Here is an 18,400-nt window from a genome sequence, read left to right on the forward strand (position 1 = left end):
TGGGGCGGCTTCGGCCGCCCCTTTTTTGCCTGGAGATCAGCGGCTGAAGACGCCGACGAGCAGGGGACGGGCGAACAGGGCGGCGGCCTGGTCCAGGTCCGCGCCGGGGGCCCAGTTCTGCAGCGACACGGCCGCGTTGATCATCGAGCTGATCATGTGGGCGGCGATCAGCGGATCGACGGGTCGGATCGAGCCCTCGGCGATCCCGTCCGAGATCATGGCGGCGAACCGGTCGGAGATCCGGGCGTAGCGCTCGACCAGGTCGTGGCGGATGTCTCCCGGCAGGGCGCCCATGGCCGAGGCGCGCAGCAGGGGGCCGTGATCCGACAGCTGGTAGTTCACCAGCGCCGCGGTGGCGGCCGTCAGCTGGGTCCAGCGGTCGGCGCGCTCCAGATCCCGGGCGGCGAACTGGTTGGCCCGCATCACCTCGAAAGTGCGTTCGAAGCACTCGACGACCAGGTCGTCCTTGGCCTCGTTGTGGTGATAGAAGCTGCCCTTGGTGACGTTGAGCTGGGCCGAGATGTCCTCGACCGAGGCGCCCCGGTAGCCCTTCTGGTTGATCACCCGCGTGGCGGCGATCAGGAAGGTCTCGCGCGAGACGTCCTGACCCGCGGCGGGTTCGGCGGCGGCGATGGGCAGGGGCGGCGGCGCCCAGGGACGGTCCCCGGCGGCCAGGCCGTTGCACAGGATGTCCGACATCCGGTCGCGGATCCGCGGGAAGTCCTCGACGTCGTACCGACGCAGCCAGGTGACGGTCCAGAAGGCCTGCTCCAGCAGCAGATGGGTGCGGGCCGTGGTCTCCAGCCGCGACAGCCCGGCGAACTCCGGGTCGTCGAAGAAGCCCCGGATGTTGCGGAACAGGTCGTTGAAAGCGCCGCCGACCTCTGAGCGCAGCGGCTCGTTCAGGCCCTTCATCTCGCCGAAGGCCACGAATGGCGGAACCTGTTTGAGGCGGATCTTCAGGGCGTGGTCGAAGTACAGCTCGATGAACCGCGCCAGCCGCGCCCGGGCCCCCACGGCCTTGGCGGCCTCGGAGGCCAGGTTGTCGAAGATCTCGACGCCGCGCAGGAAGCAGGCCGCCGCCAAGTCTTCCTTCTTGCGGTAGTAGTAGGTGACCGAGGTGGTGATCAGCCCGACGTCGGCCGCCACGTCGGCGAGCGTCATGCCCCGAACCCCCTGCCGGTTCAGGATCGCCGTCGCGGCGGCCAGAATGGCCTCCTTCTTGGCGGCGTAGCGAGCGGTCGAGCCGCTCGGCGGCGGGGCGTCCAGGGTCAAGCGGCGGCGTCTCCGGCGAACACGTCCTTCAACGCCGACTTCATGATCTTGCCGTTGGCGTTTCGAGGCAGGGTCTCATGCCAGAAGGCGACCCGGACCGGAACCTTGAAGGCGGCCAGCCGGTCGGCGACGAAGGCGCGCAGCTCCTGCTCGGTGGCCTGGGCCCCCGGCTTCAGCGTGACCACAGCCGCCGGCTCTTCGCCCAGGATCTTGTGCGGGATGCCGATCAGGGCCGCGTCCATGACGGCCGGGTGGTCGTACAGGACGTTCTCGACCTCGATACAGTAGATGTTCTCGCCGCCGCGGATCAGCATGTCCTTGGCCCGGTCGATGATGAAGCAGAAGCCTTCCTCGTCGATCCGCGCCAGGTCGCCGGTCCGCACCCAGCCGTCGACGAAGGTCTGGGCCGTGGCCTCGGGCTTGTTCCAATAGCCCTTCACGACCATCGGTCCCTTGCACCACAGCTCGCCGACCTCTCCGGGCGGCAGGTCGCGGAACGGAGCGTCGACGGTCATGATCTTCATCTCGCCGACCGCCGGCGCCGGGCCGCAGCTGTCAGGGCGGTTCACATAGTCGTCGCTGCCGTTGCTGGTGAAGGTGGCGCTGGTCTCGGTCATGCCCCAGCCGTTGCCGGCCGAGGCCGTGGGCCAGACCTCCTTGATCCGCCGCACCAGCTCGGGCGCCGAGGGCGCGCCGCCGTAGCTGATGCCCTCGATCGAACTGAGGTCGAAGTTCGGCCGCTCGGGGTGCTCGATCAGCTGCCAGGCGATGGTCGGCACGCCGCCGGTGGTGGTCACCCGCTCGCGCTCGATCAGCTTCATGCCCTCCAGCGCGTCCCATTTGCGCATCAGGACCAGCTTGCCGCCGTTGTTCAGGGCCGGCCCCAGGGTCGCCGAGCAGCCGGTGACGTGGAACATCGGCACGACCAGCAGGGTGACCTTCTGTGGCGCGTTCGGATCCGGCGCGGGGGGAGCCTCGCCCCGGCGCAGGAAGGGACGGGCCAAGGCCGCGCCGCTGGTCATGACGTTGGTCGCCATGGTGCGATGGGTGCCCAGCGCGCCCTTCGGCTTCCCGGTGGTGCCCGAGGTGTAGAAGATCGTCGCGTCGTCGTCGGGCGCGATCGGCGTCGTCGGCAGCGGCCGGTCCGGCAGGTCGGCCCAGGTCCTGGGCGCGCCGATCACGTCCTCGAGGCAACGCACGCGCGGATGCTCGCAGGCCTCGGGATTGCGGGCGGCGTAGACCGCCGTCAGGTCAGGACAGTCGGCCAGATGGCCGATGATCCGCTCCAGCCGCTCGCTGTCGACGATGGCGACCTTGCTACCGGAATCGACCAGGCCGTAGTGCAGCTCGGGCCCCGTCCACCAGGCGTTCAGCGGCGTGACGATGGCGCCCAAACTGATCGCGGCGAAGAAGGCGACCGGCCATTCCGGCAGGTTGCGCATGATCACCGCCACCCGGTCGCCCTTGCCGACGCCGTCGGCCGCCAACTGGGCCGCCAGCGCCGCCACGGCGCGATGAAAGGCCTCGAAGGTGACGCGATCGTCCTCGTAGACCAGGAACTCACGGGTCGGGAAGTTGCGGCCGTTGGCCACCATGTCGCGCAGGGTGGCCGGGGCGTTCTTCCAGACCTTGGTGGGAATCCCCCTGATCACGACCTCTTCGATCTCGAACCGGGCGCCGGGGGCGGTGAGGCGGGCGTGCGCCGCCTCGATGGTCATCGCGGGCCAGGTGCTCACGCGGCCTCCTCATGCTCGGCCAGGATCTCGGCGAACTTCTCCAGGGCTTCCTCGCGCCGGTTCAGCAGGCTGTAGGCCGGGAACAGGTCGTTGCTGGGCTGGTAGTGGCGCAACAGCTGCTTGGCCAAGGTCTCCTGGTGGACCTCGGTCGGACCGTCGGCGATGCCCATCACGAAGCTGCCGATCACCTGGCCGACGAACGGCATCTCGTTCGACACGCCCAGGGCGCCGTGCAGGTGCAGGGCCTTGGACGCGATCGAGTGATAGACGCGCGGCATGGCCACCTTCACCGCCGCGATGTCCTTGCGGACCTTGCGATAGTCCCGGTGCTTGTCGATCAGCCAGGCGGTGTGCAGCACCATCAGCCGGAATTGCTGCAGCTCGATCCAGGCGTCGGCGATCATCATCTGCACCGCCTGCTTGCCCGACAGCGGGCCGTCGCGGGTGGTGCGGCTGACGGCGCGCTGGCACATCAGGTCCAGGGCGCGCTTGCCCTGGCCGACCGTGCGCATGGCGTGGTGGATGCGGCCGCCGCCCAGGCGGGTCTGGCTGATGGCGAAGGCGCCGCCCCGCTCGCCCAGCAGATGGTCGGCCGGCACGCGCACATTGGTGTAGCGCATGTAGCCTTCGGAGCCCTCGTCGCCGTAGCCGACGCCGACATTGCGCACGATCTCCACGCCCGGCGTGTCGCAGGGCACGATGAACATCGACATCCGCTGATAGGGCGGACCGTCTGGATCGCTCACGGCCATGACGATCAGAAACTCGGCCCACTTGGCGTTGGTCGAGAACCACTTCTCGCCGTTGATCACCCAGTGGTCGCCGTCGAGCTCCGCCCGGGTGGTGAAGGTCAGCGGATCGGCGCCGCCGGTCGGTTCGCTCATCGAGAAGGCCGAGACGATCTCGTTGTTCAGCAGCGGTTGCAGGTACTTCGCCTTCTGCGCGGCCGTGCCGTAGTGGGCGATGATCTCCGCGTTCCCGGTGTCGGGCGCCTGGCAGCCGAACACCGACGGGGCGAAGTGGCTGCGACCGAGGATCTCGTTCATCAGGCCCAGCTTGACCTGGCCGTAGCCCTGGCCGCCGAGGTCAGGGCCCAGGTGGCAGGCCCAGAGACCCTGCTTTTTCACCTCGGCCTGTAGCGGCCGGACGAGCTTCGCGTAGAGTGGATTCTTGACGTCGTAAGGATGCAGGCGAATGCGGTCCAGCGGCTCGACCTCATCGCGGACGAAAGCGTCCATCCAGTCGAGCTTCTCTTGGAATTCGGGCTCTGTCTCGAAATCCCAGGCCATCGCGTTCCCCTTAGTCCTTATGTTTTGTAGCCCAGCCTAGAATGTTGGGTATGGTCCGGGAAGGCCCCCCGGAGGGAGAAAAGCGCATGACCAAACCTGAGAGCATCGGCCTGTCCTCCGAGCGGCTGGCGAAGATCGAAGCCTTCCTGGACGAGCGGTACGTCAAGCCGGGCAAGCTGCCCTGCGCCCAGGTCCAGGTCTGGCGGCGCGGCAAGCTGGCCTACGACGTCACGCTGGGTCTGGCGGATCGCGAGCGGAACCGCGCGCTGGAGAGCGACGCCCTCTTCCGCATCTATTCGATGACCAAGCCGATCACCTCGGTGGCCTTCATGATGCTGGTCGAGGAGGGGCTGGTCGCGCTGGACGATCCCGTAGCCAAGTTCATCCCGGAATGGGCGAACCTGGGCGTCTTCGCCGCCGGTACGGACGCGGGCTGGGCCAAGACCCCGCCGGCGCGGCCGATGCTGATGATCGACCTGCTGCGCCACACGTCGGGCCTGACCTACGGCTTCCAGATGCAGGGCAACGTCGACGCCGCCTACCGCAAGCTGAAGGTGGCCGAGGACCTGCGCTACGGCACGCTGCAGGAGTTCATCGACAAGCTGGCCGGCATTCCGCTGGTGTTCTCGCCGGGAGACGCCTGGAACTATTCGGTCTCGACCGACGTGCTCGGCTACCTGGTCGAGAAGATCTCCGGCCGGCCGTTCCCGGACTTCCTGGAGGAGCGCATCTTCCAGCCGCTGGGCATGGTCGACACCAGCTTCACCGTTCCGGCCGACAAGGCGCACCGTCTGACCGCCTGCTACGCCGCCGGCGTGTTGGGGTCCAAGGCGGTGAAGCCGGGCCTGCCCTCGCTGCAGGACGATCCGGAGAAGAGCCCCTATCTGACCCCGACCGACTTCCCCTCGGGCGGCGGCGGCCTGGTCGGCACGGCCGCCGACTACATGCGCTTCGCCCGCATGCTGCTGAACGGCGGCGAGCTGGACGGCGTGCGGCTGCTGGGCCCCAAGACCCTGAAGCTGATGACCGCCAACCACCTGCCGGACGGCAAGGACCTGACGCAGATGTCCAAGTCGCTGTTCAGCGAGGCGACCTACGCCGGCGTCGGCTTCGGCCTGGGCTTCGGGGTCACGGTCGACCCGGTGAAGACCATGATCCCCGGCAGCGCCGGCGACTTCTTCTGGGGCGGCGCGGCCAGCACCTTCTTCTGGGTCGACCCGGCCGAGGATCTGGCCGTGGTGTTCCTGACCCAGCTGCTGCCCTCGTCGGCCTATCCGGTCCGCCGCGAGCTGCGGACGCTGGTCTACAGCGCGCTGACCGAGATCGCGGAATAGCGGCGTAGGGGACATGCTCCGCGCAGCGGTGCGTGTCCTCGTTTGGTGCTCGGAAGGAGGACACGCACCCTTCGGGAGCATGTCCCTTCTGAGCTACGGAATCTGTCCCGTCGCCGCGTCCTCCGCCGCCTGGGCCTTGGCCGCGAGGGTCCGCAAGGTCTCCTCGTGGCTCTCGCGGGTGATGTTGTAGGCCTTCATGGCGAACAGCGCGACGCCGTACAGCACCACCAGGGCCGGCATGTAGACCAGGGCCAGGTTGTCGATCGTTGCCTGCGGCACCTGGCCGGGCTTGGCGTTCTGCGGGAAGTTGACGAGGGTCAGCAGCAGGCCGGCGACCATCACGCCCACGCCGCTGACGGCTTTCTGCATCAGGCTGGTGAAGGCGAAGATCAGGCCCTCGGACCGGCGGCCGGTGCGCGCCTCGCTGTATTCGACGACGTCGGCCAGCATCGAGGTGATCAGGATCGCCGCGGTGATGCCCAGCACGCCGCGAATGACGCCGTCCACGAACAGCCAGGGCACGATCTGCGGGACCTGGCTGCCGGCGATCAGGTCGTCGTTGCCCGGGAACCAGCCCATCAGGCGCAGGATGAAGGGCAGGAAGCCGACCAGCACCGAGGCGGCCAGCAGCAGGGCGCCGGCGGAGCGCTTGCCCGAACGCTTGCTGAGCATCGGCGCGGCGATCAGCGCCAGGGCCGAGGAGATGAAGTTGTCGAGCAGCAGGACGGCGGTCCACTGGCTGCTCAGCTCCCAGAAGTAGGTCGTGAAGTAGAAGACCAGCGAGAAGCTGACGCCCTGCGCCACGGCGGCGAACAGCCCGACCAGAGTGATGGCGATGAAGGGGCGGGTGTTCAGGGTCTGCGTCATCTCGCGGACGGTCTGGGCCAGCGGCTTGTGGGTCTTTTGGGGGGCGGCCTGAGGCATCCAGGGGATGAAGCGATGGGTGCCCATCGCCGAGATCATGATCGAGGCGAACATCAGGGCGGCGGCGATGTAGCCGTAGGTCGCGTAGCCGTCCTTGTTCAGCTGGCCGACCGGATACTGGGCCGTGGGCTGCAGCAGCACGGCGAACATGAACACCGTCAGCGCCAGCCCGCCCCACCAGGCGAAGAAGTAGCGCCAGCCGAGCAGGGCCGAGCGCTCGTCGTAGTTGGTGGTCAGCTCGGCCGTCATCGACGAGGACGGGATCTCGTAGAGGGTGATGAAGCTGCGCACCACGACGGTGACCACGACCAGATACCAGAACAGGCCGGTCGGACCCCAGTCGACGGGCGGGTTCCACAGCAGCAGGAACGACAGCGCCACCGGCAGGGCGGAGGCGTACATGAAGGGATGGCGGCGGCCCCATTTGCTGCGCCAGTTGTCGGAGATCTCGCCGACGATCGGGTCGATCACGCAGTCGATCAGCATCGCGACCATGATGGCCAGCGACACCTGGGCCGCGGGCAGGCCGATCACCTGGTTGTAGAAGAGCAGCAGGAAGACCCGGAAGCCGTTGTCCTTGATCCCGAAGGCGATCGAGCCGAACCCGTAGAGGGCCTTGGTCGGGATGCCGATGCGGGGGCGGGGGCCGAGCGCGGCGGCGGGCTGAGATGACGCAGCGGCAGGCGCGGCGGCGCCTCCAGGGGCGACGGCCTCGGTCATACGGTTTCCTCCACTTCCACCGCGATCTTGAGGCCGCGCACTGTTTTCGAAGTAGAGGTACGGCCGCGAGCGATGTCAACCGCCCGCGGCCGGGGCTCCGTGATCAGGTCAGCAGTCGCCGACCCGTTCGGCGGTCATCTTGGCCTTCATCGGACTGGGCATGCCCGGAATGGCCGGGTCCATGACGACCGAGCTTTCCATGACGTACCGGCTGTTGAAGTCGCCGGTGACCTTCATCTCGTAGGTGCTCTTGGTCCCGCCGTTGCCGTGGCAGGTGCCCTTGGTGGTGATCATGCCGGGCGTGCGGGTGACCGTCACGCCGGTGCAGTTGTCGTCCTGGTTCTGGGCCTGCTTCATCCAGTTGTCGCCCCCGACGTCGTCCTTCGTGTAGCAGACCTCGACCGGCGGCATCTTGGCCGGGACGCCCTCCATCTCGCTGGTGATCTTCCACTTGCCGGCGCGGGGCGCGTTGAGCTGGCCGCCGGCTGCGGGGGCGGCGGCCGGAGCTGCGGCTTCGGGCGCGGCGGCGGTCTTGCCGGCGTCCTCCTTCTTGGAGCAGGCGGCCAGCGGCAGGCTGGCCGCGGCGGCGAGGCCCAGGCCGATGAGCAGGGTTCTCATGCGTCGTTCTCTCCCGTTGTCTGGTCTCCCCCGACCAGGCGGCCAGGGTAGCGACGTTCGATGACGCCCGTCTCACGAAAAAGAGGGGCGCTTGCGCCGAGACCCGCCGGGGTGTCTCCTCCCGCCATGCCCGTCGAGATCCTGCAGACTTGGATCCTGCCGGCGCTGCTGGGGCTGGGCCTGGCGGCGGCGACCGGCCTGCGCGCCTTCCTGCCGCTGCTGCTGCTGAGCATCGCCGCCCGCTTCGGCCTGTTCGGGGTCGAGCTGAACGGCCAGACCGCCTGGCTCGGCTCCAACGCCGCCATCGTCGCCCTGGCCATCGCCACCGCTCTGGAGCTGGCGGCGGACAAGGTCCCCGTCCTCGACCACGCCCTCTCGGCCGTCGGCACGGTGGTCCGGCCGCTGGCGGCGATCCTGGCCGCCGGCTCGGTGTTCGCGGGGGTCGACCCGATGATCGCCGCGGTCGCCGGCATCGTCATCGGCGCGCCGACGGCCCTGGCCTTCCACGCGGCCCAGAGCGGGACCCGCGTCGCCAGCACCGCCACGACGGGCGGCCTGGCCAATCCGCTGGTGTCGTTCGTCGAGGACGCCCTGGCGTTCGTGACCGTCCTCATCGCCCTGGCCGCGCCGCTGCTGGTGCCGATCGTCCTGATCGCGCTGCTGTGGCTGATCTGGCGGCTGGTCAAGGCCGTGCGGCGGCGACTGTTCCCGTCGCCGCAACCCGCGTCGAGCGGGCTCGCGAACCCTAGGGACGGGCCGTCCGGCTGAGGATGGCGTCCAGGGTGCTGGCCCGGCCGGCGCATTCGCCGACCAGCTGCCGCGCCACTTCGCGGGCGCCCACCGGGTAGGCGTCGCCGCCGTCGGCGATCTCCGCCGCCAGCTGCGTCACCGCCACCAGGGCGTGCTCGAGGGCCATCACATGCTCGCGGGCGATCCCGCGGGCTTCGTTCTGCAGGCGCTTCACACGGTCGCGCAGCGCTTCGGTCGCCACGGGCGTGAGGGCGGTGGAGGCGTTGTCGGACACGATGGTCAGGTTGGCCGGGCTCATGACGTCTCTTCCTCTTGGGAGAGGCGCGCGGGGGGAGAGCGCGCCCCATGCCCATTGAAAAGGATACGCCGCGATTCGCGCCCGGTTCCCTAACGAAGGGCGCCGTAGGCGGAGTTCCGCCGACTGTGGCCGAAGGGCGACAGGGTATACCCGGACGGGGTTCGCGCAGGGGTGGAACGGTTCGCGCGGCAGGGGCGGGGACATGCCCCGGGAGCATGCCCCGGGGCTATTCGCCCTCATCCCCATCCTCCTCCTCATCCCCGTCGACCGGGCAGGCCGCATACTGCGCCCGCCAGTGCTCGGCCCGCGCCAGATAGCCCGGCGGCACGGGCCGGCCGGTCAGCAGCAGTCCTGCCAGCTCGCCCGCGACCTGGAAGGTGAACTCGCTGAAGGCGGACTGTCTCGCTTCCGCCGCCTGCGGGTCGTCGTCCTCTTCCGGACCGGCCATGTCCTCCAGCTTGGCGTCCAGCGCGACCAGCGCCTCGGCGGCGCGGATGTGGCGCAGGGCGGCGTCGGCGTCCCCGGCGATCAGCCGGCGCGAAGCCTCCGCCGCCGCCATCCGCGCCACGGTCACCGGGTCGCGCCGCACCGGCGGCAGAGCCCGGGCGTGCAGCAGGGCGAGGTCGGCGGGCGCGTCCTCGATCGTCGCCGCCGCGCCCGCCACAACGGCTGCCGCCGGCGAGGCGTCGGCGTCCGGGGCCGCAAGGCCCGGCGGGCGGTTCAGCCCGTTCAGGGCGAACGGCGCGGCGGCATGGACCCGCTTGGTCCAGCCCTCGCGCTGGGCCCGCTTGCGCAGCGCCCCGACCGACACCCCGAACCGCGCCGCCGCCGTCGGCGCCGACAGGCCGGAGAGGTAGGCCGCGCGGATCAGCTCCCAGGTGGCGGGCGAGGCGGTGACATAGGTGGTCTTCGGCTTGGCTCTCATGGCGGAGAGTATGCGGCCGGCGGCGAGGGCGGGGAGAGAGCGGCGTCTATCCCCGCCCGCGAAAGGGGCGGAAAGGGGCGCAATGTCCTGCGATGTCGCGAGACTATGCGTCTCGGGAGTCCCGTTTCGGAGGCGGGTTTTCCTCGGGGGAGGGGGCGCGGGGACCGATTGATGCCGTGGTCGGCGGTCTCTAGGATCGCCTCGATCTCCGGGGAGTGCTTCATGATCGTCACCGCCATCGCCGCCGCGGCTCTGCTCGCGGCCGAGCCCGCCGTCGTGCGCGGCGCGCCGGCCGAACCCCCGCCGGTCGTCTGGCGGAGCCTGCGCCGGGCCGACGCCGAGGCGCTGCTGCGGGAAGAGGGCGCCAAGGTCGTCGAGATCGGAACGACCGACGAGGGCGGCTGGTGGATCGACGCCGAAGCGCCGGACAATCTGCCCTTCACCTGGAAAGGCATGCAGTGCGAGGGCGACGGCGAGAATCGCGCCTGCACCGAGCACATGCTGATCACCTACATCCCCACCAGCTCGTCGAAGGTCGCCCGCGCGATCGTTGCGGAACGGAACGTCATGTATCCGGCGGACGCCGCCGATAAGGCCGACTATTCGGTGTGGCGGATGGACTTCACCTATGGCGGCGTCACCCGCGAGCATGTGAGGCACACCTTGAGCGTGACCATCGACCTGTTCTGGAAGGCGCTGGACGTGGTGCGCGAGCAGGACGAGGGCGGGCCGAGCAAGTCGGGCGCCGCGAAAGGCAAGGGCAAGGGCGAGCGCGGCTGACGCGCGCTCGTCAGGGCGCCAGCAGTCGGGCCAGGCTCTCGCCGGTGACGCCCAGGTCCGGGCCCCCTCGGGCGAGGCAGTCGTGTGTCAGCGCGGCCCGGCGCGGGACCCCGGCGGCGCGCAGGGCGGCGTCGATCGGCAGGATCCGCTCCAGCCGCTCATAGCTTTCGGGCTGGGCGTCGAGCAGCGAGGCCCAGCGCCCGTCGGGGAAGGTCACGACATAGGAGGCGGCCGGCGCCTTGGTGCGGTCGCTGCCGTCGAGGAGCTCGCACGAGGTCTCGACCAGGGCCGCCGCCGACCACGGCCGGCGCTCGATCATGCGGTCGCCGTCGACCCAGACCACGCTCTCGGGAAAGCCCAGGCCGCCTTGGGGCCGGCCGATCCAGGCCGTCGCCCCCGCCACGACCAGGACCGCGCCCAGGGACGCGGCGGCGACGACCCGGCGGCTGACCGGCCAGACCAGCGGCTTGCGCCAGTTCCAGCGCGCGCCGCCGAACAGGTCGGGCAGGACCATGACGATGAGGAAGACCAGGATCATCAGGGGCGTCCAGGACACGTCGGCCTCGCCCCACCAGAGCGGCGCCCGCGCCTGTTCGGCCACGGCCGCGATCCGGCGCTTGTCCGACGCGTCGGCCCAGGCCATCAGGACGAGGGCCAGGGCGGCCAGCGCCAGGGTGATCCCCCAGCCGAGGAAGGGCCGGGCCTTCGGGCGCTTCCGCCGCGGGCGGCGAGGCGCGCGGGGCTTGGCGGTCCTCCCGGCGGGCGCGGCCTGCGCGGGCGTCGCGGGCGGCGTCGCGGATTCAGTCCTAGTCTCCCCCATGGTCCAGCCATGCCCGGCCGCGTGCGGCGGGGCAAGGGGCCGTCTCAGCCCGGTCCGCCGCCGCTCCCCGCCGGGTCCCGCCGCGCGGGCGCCGCCGCGTAGGGGGCCATGGCCCGGACCAGGGCCGACAGCCGGCGGCGCATCCTGTCGGAAGGCAGGGCCAGCCAGGCGTCGGCCAGCTCGGTCCCGCCGGGCGCGGCCAGCATCTCGGCCACCCGCCCGCGGCCGGCGGCGCCGGCGACCGCCGCCGCCCCGCGCGGCAGCCCCTCGAAGAAGGCCCCGACGGAGGTCTCCAGCGCCTCGGCCATGGCGTGCAGCATCGAGGCGCTGACCCGGTTCTTGCCGCGCTCGTACTTCTGGACCTGCTGGAAGGTGATCCCCAGCCGCCCGGCCAGCGCCGTCTGCGTCAGGCCCAGCCCTCGCCGGCGGACCCGGATGGCGAGGCCGACGTGGCGGTCGACGGGGTGGGGGCCGCTCAGCCCGGTTGCGGTTCGCGCCATCCTTGCGTGGTCCCCCCGAAACGCAACGTCCGCTCGCTGGCGGTAAGCTGAAAATGGGTATCATCGTCCGTGGACCCATAGTCCACATTCTCGCGAGTCTTGCAACCGTGGATAAAACGGTTCTCAAGACTCTCGGACGGCGCGTCAGGGAAAAGCGCAAATCTCTTTCCTGGAGCCAGGAAGAGCTGGCGCATCGCGCGGATATCGACCGCTCGTACATCGGCGGCGTCGAGCGCGGCGTGCGGAACCTGAGCTTCAGCGTGCTCTGCCAGATATGCCGGGCGCTGGAGTGCGACGTGGCCGAGCTGACGCACGGGATACCGGAGCTGTGACCCTGGACCGTTCGGATGGGCGGTCGCTGGTAGCTTGGAAATCTGAAGAGGCCGCGCGTCGTGCGCGGCCTCGCGCAAGAGCGGCTGGCGTTTGATGCGTCAGTGGACCGCGCCTGCGGGAGCGGCTTGGAGCAAATCAACCGTAGACATGATGGGTCGCTTGGCCAGCGCGTTCGAAGTGCCGCTAGCAGAGCTTTTCATAGAGCCGGGGAGGGAGCGGAGCCTCCGGCATCGCTGAGAGCTGGTCGACGAGCGAAGGCGGTGCTCCGCTCATCGATAGCTCTAGTGGAGAGGGTTACAGTCGAACGCGCGGGCGGACTTGGACACGCTGAGCCACGCGAGCGTAAAGATCGCCAACGTTGGGGTGTGCAATCTCTACGACCAAAGAAAATTTCTGAGCCTCTTCCGCAGCCCACCGTTTTTCACATCTAACGACGAGATAGTAAGTATCTCCGTAGTCGTGAGAAGGATTTCTCTTAATCGTAAAAGTTCCACGCTGAAGCGTCCCGATGTCTCTTTTCGAGGGGCCTGGAAGCAGTGCGCAATTGTTTCTTTGGGGCATTTCGGGAACGGGTTCATCTTCACCGACGCGGCGCCGGAAATGCTCAGTTACTTCGTCGAGAGACGCTCCGCGGATGAGGCGAAATGACATCCGGTTTCCCAGATAGTCGCTTCTAGTGTGTCGCGTAGGTGGATCAAAGGCAAGCGTTACAGAAATCGTACGATCTCCCTTCACCGATACAAAATCATCGATGATGGGAACTTCGTAGATCAAAAATTGATCAGGCTGAATATCTGAATCCGCATATAGAACTACTCTAGAATCTTCAGAATATATTGACCTAGATAGGTCTGGAATGCCAAGTCCATATATATTCTCAACGGCGTTCGGCTCTAAAGGATGAATAATCTCTTCAGCAATCACCGGTATCGTTGCTGAGTTTCCAAGTAGCGCACGCGTCAGATTGGCGGAGCCTTCCGGGAAGGCCCGTGAAACAAGTGCCGCTTTATAGGCGACTCGTGGTGCTGCGTAAGATGTGCCAATTGCCGTCGTGAATAGACGATCTAGATAGTTATTATGCAGGCAGAAAATGCTGTTGTGTGGGTATGAATCAGTAACCCGTTGAGTCGCCCCGTCGAAAGTTAAGTTTCCCCCATAATCGACGAAATCGGGCTTTGTGCTCCCTTGGATCCCTGGCCCTCTGCGCGTGAATGGCGATGGGGCATCGATTGGAGCGATGGGGCGTAGGGCTACTCCATAATAGTCTTCAGGGGGAACCGCTGCTGCATGGGAGATGGACCCAACCGTAATGGCAATTGCGGCGTTGGCGGGCTCAAGTATCCGGCTATTTTCCTCCAAAAGATAGCGTGGATAGTTTTCTAGATGCGGCTCCGGGCCAAGCGGTGATGTATATTGCAAATTTCCAGCAGATACTACGATTACAACATTAAGATCCCGTGCTATTTCGTCGATTATGGCTGGCCATGATCCGATGCTGTTTCCGTCGAATACAAGGCGTCTATCTCCGAGTGAAATGTTAAATACTCTGCATCCATGTTCTCTATGAAAGTGTTCTATTGCCGTTCGCATCTGGGTGGTCACGAGGATGCGGTCGTGAAACTCACCCCGGTCCGTTACCACCTTTGCGCTATGTACTCGTACCTGGGGTTCGAAGAGGCGTGCTTCCGCAGGCGTTCGTAGGTCGCCATAGACGGCAATTCCGGCGACGCGGGTGCCATGCCCATAGATATCATCAGCTCCGAGATCTTCCGGAACGCCAATGCTTTCGCCGGCTGCTGCGGCAATGAGTGGGTGTACTGAGTGGAAGCCGCTGTCTAGCACGGCTACCTGCGCAGGATTTTCCGCGAGTATGGGTGCTTGTGGAAAATCCCCTATCCCAAGATCCAGAAGGTCTCCTACTGCCGGATCGGGCTGCGGCGGTAGATCCAGTTGCCGAACTTCCGGCCGCTCCAAGAGGGCGCGCACTGCGCCTCCTGGCGCCACGATTCTGAGTAGTGTAACGGATCTTCCTAGATACTTGTCAGATATTTCGCCACCAAAGGACGAGAGCAAGTTTTCTATTTGACCTATATGGCGCGTCATTAGTTGACGAGGTCTGATATCCCACAGTTCAACATCAAGGACGTAGCGGGCATCGGGCGAAAAATCTGCGACTTCGCTATGCGCTTCGCGTCGCAAGAGCCGGCCTATCCTGTCTCTTGGGGACAATTCTCCGATACTATCTATAGCTCCAATCAGGCCTGAATATGCTGGACTAACTCGTCCCGGTTGGGGGCCTTGGCCGAACGCGTCGATGCGCCGACGAAACTCTGTGAGTTCTGTATCATTCGAAAAGAGGATCAGCGTGCGATCGTTGGTCGACGAAAGTACGCTGAGGCCAGCCGCTTCCCAATCGCTCTCAGCTGTATAGCCTCCCGTCTCCACCCTTAGAATGAGGGCGGGATCTACCCCTGGCTGTCGTCTCTGGTGCGTCGCCCTGACGACAGTGGTCGCCATGTGTTGAAGGCTTGCGCCATGCCTTGCGGCGTCCCTGGGGATCGTGGAGCCGAAGCCTGGTCGTCTGCGGCGCTCAAGGTTGATCTCTGCCCGTGGTAGCGGCAGGTGCTGATGTTCAGGCAGTTTATTCCCCCGGGATTGAATTGTGACTTACCCGAGTCACAACCTCCCGACGAGTTTTCTCTAGTGTTATAGCGTAGTCAAGCAGGGGTTCGGAGAGTTCGCGCTTGCCTTCAAGGAGCGTTGCCTTGATGGCGTTCTGGCAAACTCGCTCGATCTCAGCATGGGAAAAGCCCAGAAACTGAGAGGCTTTCGAGGGGGGCGCGAAGGTAGTGGGAAAATTCTTCAACTTCATTTTCAGAAGTTGAGAAATTTCTTCATCTCCGGGTTTGTCGAAGAAGATGATCTCATCGAATCTCCTCCATACTGCGGAATCGAGTTTGTCTTCATGATTTGTGGCGGCTACGAGAAATCCTTTGCCACCAAATCTATCGATCAGTTGCAAAAGGCTATTCACTACACGTCGCAACTCGCCGTGCTCATTCTCATCGCTCCGGCTGCGCGCAACGGCGTCGAATTCGTCAAGGAACAGAACGCATGGCGTACTGTCCGCAAATTCAAATATCCTTCTCAGGTTAGCCGAAGTTTCCCCAAGATAGGATGATACCAGAGTATCGAGTCGAACTGTCACTAATGGGAGGGAAACCTGCTTGGCCAATAGTTCAGCTGCCAGCGTCTTCCCGCATCCCGGTGGGCCAACAAAGAGAATTTTGGATATTACAGGTAGGCCATGCTTTCGAATGAGGTCTCCCTTCCGGAATTCGTTCAGAATTCGTCGAAAGGCAGAACTATTTTTCGAACTAAGTACTATATCTTTGGGCGTCTTGTGCGTGCCGCTGGTAATCTCAGCAAGACCAAAACCCTTGTCTGGCTCGCGAGGTAGTGCGCTCAAAGACGGTTTGGGCGCCAATGAAGGAGCCGCGACGGCACGAGCGGACGCCAGGGCTTTCCTTAGCGCGGTTGCGAATGCCCGATTGTTCCGAGATTCTTCCTCACCAATTAGAATATCCGCAAATTTCTGAAATTGCTGAGGGTCTTGATAGGAAGCGAAGAGCTTCCTCAAGAGGTCCCCTCTTGTCATTTTCTGCTGGCTCACCCGATTCTCGCCTCCTGTGAGCCAACCTAGCTCGGTTCTGGTAGCCCGGCCACGCTTCCTCCCTACCGCTTCCCCTTCCTGAACCGCTCCTGCGCCTCGGCCCGGGCCGCGGCCCGCTCCCGCTTCGGCGCCGCCTTGTCGGCCGTCTCGCCTTCCGCCGTCAGCATGTCGTTGGCGAACTCCAGGTCCATCATCTTCAGGCGCTTGACCTCGTCGCGCAGGCGGGCGGCTTCCTCGAACTCCAGGTTGCCGGCGGCCTCGCGCATGCGGGTCTCCAGGTCCCTGAGCGTGGCCTGGAAGTTGGAGCCCATGAACGGCTTGGCCGCCTCGGCGACGCCGGCGTCGATGGTGACCCGGTCCTTCTCGTAGGGGCTGGCCAGGATGTCCTTGATGCGGCTCTTCACGCTCTCCGGCGTGATGCCGTTCTGGAGGTTCCAGGCCTGCTGCTTCTCGCGGCGGCGCAGGGTCTCGGCCATGGACCGCTCCATGCTGCCGGTGATCGTGTCCGCGTAGAGGATGACCTTGCCGTCCACGTTCCGGGCGGCGCGGCCGATGGTCTGGATCAGCGAGGTTTCGCTGCGGAGGAAGCCCTCCTTGTCCGCGTCCAGGATGGCGACCAGGCCGCACTCGGGGATGTCCAGGCCTTCGCGGAGGAGGTTGATCCCGACCAGGATGTCGAAGGCGCCCAGGCGCAGGTCGCGGATGATCTCGATCCGCTCCAGGGTGTCGACGTCGCTGTGCATGTAGCGCACGCGCAGGCCCTGCTCGTGCATGAATTCGGTCAGGTCCTCGGCCATCTTCTTGGTGAGGACGGTGACCAGGGTGCGGTAGCCGCGGGCGGCCGCGGCGCGGGCCTCGGCGATGACGTCGTCGACCTGGCTGGCGCCGCCCTTGGCGACCGGGCGGACCTCGACCGGCGGGTCGATCAGGCCGGTCGGGCGGATGACCTGCTCGGCGAAGACGCCGCCGGCCTTGTCCATCTCCCAGGGGCCGGGGGTGGCGCTGACGTGCACCGTCTGCGGGCGCATGGCCTCCCACTCCTCGAACTTGAGCGGGCGGTTGTCCATGGCGCTGGGCAGGCGGAAGCCGTACTCGGCGAGGGTGAACTTGCGGCGGTAGTCGCCGCGGTACATGGCGCCGATCTGCGGGACGGTCTGGTGGCTTTCGTCCGCGAACAGCAGGGCGTTGTCGGGGATGTATTCGAAGAAGGTCGGCGGCGGCTCGCCCGGCCGGCGGCCGGTCAGGTAGCGGCTGTAGTTCTCGATGCCGGCGCAGCTGCCGGTGGTCTCCATCATCTCGATGTCGAAGCGGGTGCGCTGCTCCAGCCGCTGGGCCTCCAGCAGCTTGCCGTTGGCGACCAGCCAGTCGAGGCGCTCCCGGAGCTCTTCCTTGATGTGGGTGATGGCCTGGTTCAGCGTCGGGCGCGGCGTGACGTAGTGGCTGTTGGCGTAGATCTTCACCTCGGCCAGGTCCTGGGTCTTCTTCCCGGTGAGCGGGTCGAACTCCTGGATGCTCTCGATCTCGTCGCCGAACAGGCCGATGCGCCAGGCGCGGTCCTCGTAGTGGGCGGGGAAGATCTCGATGGTGTCGCCGCGCTTGCGGAAGGTCCCGCGCTCGAAGGCGGCGTCGTTGCGCTTGTACTGCTGGGCGACCAGGTCGGCGACCAGCTGGCGGTCGTCGACGCGCTGGCCGACCTCCAGGCCGAAGGTCATGGCCGTGTAGGTCTCGACCGAGCCGATGCCGTAGATGCAGCTGACCGAGGCGACGACGATGACGTCGTCCCGCTCCAGGATCGCCCGGGTGGCGCTGTGGCGCATGCGGTCGATCTGTTCGTTGCGGCTGGAGTCCTTCTCGATGAAGGTGTCCGTGCGCGGGACGTAGGCCTCCGGCTGGTAGTAGTCGTAGTAGCTGACGAAATACTCGACCGCGTTGTCCGGGAAGAAGCTCTTGAACTCGCTGTAGAGCTGGGCGGCCAGGGTCTTGTTCGGGGCCAGGATCAGGGCCGGACGCTGGGTCTCGGCGATGATCGACGCCATGGTGAAGGTCTTGCCCGAGCCGGTGACGCCCAGCAGCACCTGGTCGTGCTCACGCTCGTTGATGCCCTCGACCAGGTCCTTGATGGCCTGCGGCTGGTCGCCGGCGGGGGCGAACTCGCTGACCAGGTTGAAGCGCCGGCCGCCCTCGGACTTGGCCGGCCGCGCCGGGCGGTGCGGGGTCCAGAGCATGGGGGCGTGGGCGTCGGCCAGGTCATGGACGAACGTCGCGGCTGCGTCTTCTACACCGCCAAGGGTACTGGGGGAACGGGACATGAACGCAAGGTAGGCGCGCGGGGGCGCGAAGGCCAGGGGGCAGCAGCGCCGGCTGCTGACAGACGGTGTCAGCAGGGTGGCGGCAGACTGCGTCCCATCGATCACCAAGCCCGCGG

General features: G+C 66.5%; 16 protein-coding genes. 4 read left to right on the forward strand and 12 right to left on the reverse strand.

Features of this window, described 5'->3' with window-relative positions; genetic code table 11:
* Positions 1 to 36: 36 nt before the first annotated feature.
* Genes CSW64_RS03175 through CSW64_RS03185 form a run of 3 tightly spaced genes read right to left on the reverse strand, consistent with a single transcriptional unit; the run spans position 37 to position 4,249 of the window.
* Positions 37 to 1,275, reverse strand: a complete 1,239-nt coding sequence (locus tag CSW64_RS03175) for a TetR/AcrR family transcriptional regulator (protein ID WP_245863814.1) — start codon at positions 1,273 to 1,275, stop codon at positions 37 to 39.
* Entirely contained in the window at positions 1,272 to 2,993 is a 1,722-nt protein-coding gene (locus tag CSW64_RS03180) for a class I adenylate-forming enzyme family protein (RefSeq protein WP_099624091.1), read from the reverse strand. Before CSW64_RS03180 ends, CSW64_RS03175 begins: the two co-directional genes overlap by 4 nt.
* 14 nt (positions 2,994 to 3,007) lie before the next feature.
* Positions 3,008 to 4,249, reverse strand: a complete 1,242-nt coding sequence (locus CSW64_RS03185; protein ID WP_245863815.1) for an acyl-CoA dehydrogenase family protein — start codon at positions 4,247 to 4,249, stop codon at positions 3,008 to 3,010.
* A 137-nt stretch (positions 4,250 to 4,386) separates the two neighbouring features.
* Here CSW64_RS03185 and CSW64_RS03190 point away from each other — a divergent pair, with 137 nt between their 5' ends.
* Positions 4,387 to 5,634: a serine hydrolase domain-containing protein gene (locus CSW64_RS03190; protein WP_099620744.1), complete on the forward strand. Its 1,248-nt coding sequence runs from the start codon at positions 4,387 to 4,389 to the stop codon at positions 5,632 to 5,634.
* Between the two features lie 93 nt (positions 5,635 to 5,727).
* Here CSW64_RS03190 and CSW64_RS03195 read toward each other — a convergent pair whose 3' ends face one another.
* The gene (locus CSW64_RS03195) at positions 5,728 to 7,278 is read right to left on the reverse strand and encodes an MFS transporter (RefSeq protein WP_099620745.1); all 1,551 of its coding nucleotides are present in this window, start codon (positions 7,276 to 7,278) and stop codon (positions 5,728 to 5,730) included.
* 108 nt (positions 7,279 to 7,386) lie between these two features.
* Positions 7,387 to 7,896 carry a DUF3617 domain-containing protein gene (locus tag CSW64_RS03200; protein ID WP_099620746.1) on the reverse strand — a complete coding sequence of 170 codons (510 nt, stop codon included), beginning with the start codon at positions 7,894 to 7,896 and terminating at the stop codon, positions 7,387 to 7,389.
* A 126-nt stretch (positions 7,897 to 8,022) separates the two neighbouring features.
* On the opposite strand from CSW64_RS03200, the gene CSW64_RS03205 reads away from it, so the two are divergent.
* Positions 8,023 to 8,664, forward strand: coding sequence for a DUF4126 domain-containing protein (locus tag CSW64_RS03205; RefSeq protein WP_216361223.1), 642 nt, complete (start codon positions 8,023 to 8,025; stop codon positions 8,662 to 8,664).
* Here CSW64_RS03205 and CSW64_RS03210 read toward each other — a convergent pair.
* Positions 8,642 to 8,944 (reverse strand): hypothetical protein, encoded by a 303-nt coding sequence (locus tag CSW64_RS03210; RefSeq protein WP_099620747.1) that lies wholly within the window; start codon positions 8,942 to 8,944, stop codon positions 8,642 to 8,644. The genes CSW64_RS03205 and CSW64_RS03210 overlap by 23 nt on opposite strands.
* 226 nt (positions 8,945 to 9,170) lie before the next feature.
* On the reverse strand, positions 9,171 to 9,869 hold the full coding sequence (locus tag CSW64_RS03215) for a hypothetical protein (protein WP_099620748.1): 699 nt from the start codon (positions 9,867 to 9,869) through the stop codon (positions 9,171 to 9,173).
* Positions 9,870 to 10,091: 222 nt separating this feature from the next.
* Between CSW64_RS03215 and CSW64_RS03220 the strand changes: the two genes are divergently transcribed.
* Positions 10,092 to 10,649 carry a hypothetical protein gene (locus CSW64_RS03220; RefSeq protein WP_099620749.1) on the forward strand — a complete coding sequence of 186 codons (558 nt, stop codon included), beginning with the start codon at positions 10,092 to 10,094 and terminating at the stop codon, positions 10,647 to 10,649.
* Positions 10,650 to 10,659: 10 nt separating this feature from the next.
* Here the strand turns inward: CSW64_RS03220 and CSW64_RS03225 are convergent, their stop codons facing one another.
* The gene (locus CSW64_RS03225; protein WP_099620750.1) at positions 10,660 to 11,469 is read right to left on the reverse strand and encodes a hypothetical protein; all 810 of its coding nucleotides are present in this window, start codon (positions 11,467 to 11,469) and stop codon (positions 10,660 to 10,662) included.
* Positions 11,470 to 11,513: 44 nt separating this feature from the next.
* Entirely contained in the window at positions 11,514 to 11,969 is a 456-nt protein-coding gene (locus CSW64_RS03230; protein ID WP_099620751.1) for a helix-turn-helix domain-containing protein, read from the reverse strand.
* Positions 11,970 to 12,022: 53 nt separating this feature from the next.
* Between CSW64_RS03230 and CSW64_RS03235 the strand changes: the two genes are divergently transcribed.
* Positions 12,023 to 12,301: a helix-turn-helix domain-containing protein gene (locus CSW64_RS03235; protein ID WP_099620752.1), complete on the forward strand. Its 279-nt coding sequence runs from the start codon at positions 12,023 to 12,025 to the stop codon at positions 12,299 to 12,301.
* 295 nt (positions 12,302 to 12,596) lie between these two features.
* Here CSW64_RS03235 and CSW64_RS03245 read toward each other — a convergent pair whose 3' ends face one another.
* From CSW64_RS03245 to uvrB, 3 genes are all read right to left on the reverse strand, one after another.
* Positions 12,597 to 14,501, reverse strand: a complete 1,905-nt coding sequence (locus CSW64_RS03245; RefSeq protein WP_172448442.1) for a S8 family peptidase — start codon at positions 14,499 to 14,501, stop codon at positions 12,597 to 12,599.
* 442 nt (positions 14,502 to 14,943) lie between these two features.
* Positions 14,944 to 15,975: an AAA family ATPase gene (locus tag CSW64_RS03250; protein WP_216361224.1), complete on the reverse strand. Its 1,032-nt coding sequence runs from the start codon at positions 15,973 to 15,975 to the stop codon at positions 14,944 to 14,946.
* A 62-nt stretch (positions 15,976 to 16,037) separates the two neighbouring features.
* Positions 16,038 to 18,284 carry an excinuclease ABC subunit UvrB gene (gene uvrB, locus CSW64_RS03255; RefSeq protein WP_099624095.1) on the reverse strand — a complete coding sequence of 749 codons (2,247 nt, stop codon included), beginning with the start codon at positions 18,282 to 18,284 and terminating at the stop codon, positions 16,038 to 16,040.
* Positions 18,285 to 18,400: the final 116 nt, after the last annotated feature.

This window comes from Caulobacter mirabilis, assembly GCF_002749615.1.
GTDB classification, from domain to species: domain Bacteria; phylum Pseudomonadota; class Alphaproteobacteria; order Caulobacterales; family Caulobacteraceae; genus Caulobacter; species Caulobacter mirabilis.

Bases quoted from the DNA above. Each gene is read 5' to 3' on its own strand.
- CSW64_RS03180 (WP_099624091.1), bottom strand. From the start codon at position 2,993: ATGACCATCGAGGCGGCGCACGCCCGCCTCACCGCCCCCGGCGCCCGG.
- CSW64_RS03185 (WP_245863815.1), bottom strand. From the start codon at position 4,249: ATGGACGCTTTCGTCCGCGATGAGGTCGAGCCGCTGGACCGCATTCGC.
- CSW64_RS03190 (WP_099620744.1), top strand. From the start codon at position 4,387: ATGACCAAACCTGAGAGCATCGGCCTGTCCTCCGAGCGGCTGGCGAAG.
- CSW64_RS03195 (WP_099620745.1), bottom strand. From the start codon at position 7,278: ATGACCGAGGCCGTCGCCCCTGGAGGCGCCGCCGCGCCTGCCGCTGCG.
- CSW64_RS03200 (WP_099620746.1), bottom strand. From the start codon at position 7,896: ATGAGAACCCTGCTCATCGGCCTGGGCCTCGCCGCCGCGGCCAGCCTG.
- CSW64_RS03205 (WP_216361223.1), top strand. From the start codon at position 8,023: ATGCCCGTCGAGATCCTGCAGACTTGGATCCTGCCGGCGCTGCTGGGG.
- CSW64_RS03210 (WP_099620747.1), bottom strand. From the start codon at position 8,944: ATGAGCCCGGCCAACCTGACCATCGTGTCCGACAACGCCTCCACCGCC.
- CSW64_RS03215 (WP_099620748.1), bottom strand. From the start codon at position 9,869: ATGAGAGCCAAGCCGAAGACCACCTATGTCACCGCCTCGCCCGCCACC.
- CSW64_RS03220 (WP_099620749.1), top strand. From the start codon at position 10,092: ATGATCGTCACCGCCATCGCCGCCGCGGCTCTGCTCGCGGCCGAGCCC.
- CSW64_RS03225 (WP_099620750.1), bottom strand. From the start codon at position 11,469: ATGGGGGAGACTAGGACTGAATCCGCGACGCCGCCCGCGACGCCCGCG.
- CSW64_RS03230 (WP_099620751.1), bottom strand. From the start codon at position 11,969: ATGGCGCGAACCGCAACCGGGCTGAGCGGCCCCCACCCCGTCGACCGC.
- CSW64_RS03235 (WP_099620752.1), top strand. From the start codon at position 12,023: ATGGGTATCATCGTCCGTGGACCCATAGTCCACATTCTCGCGAGTCTT.
- uvrB (WP_099624095.1), bottom strand. From the start codon at position 18,284: ATGTCCCGTTCCCCCAGTACCCTTGGCGGTGTAGAAGACGCAGCCGCG.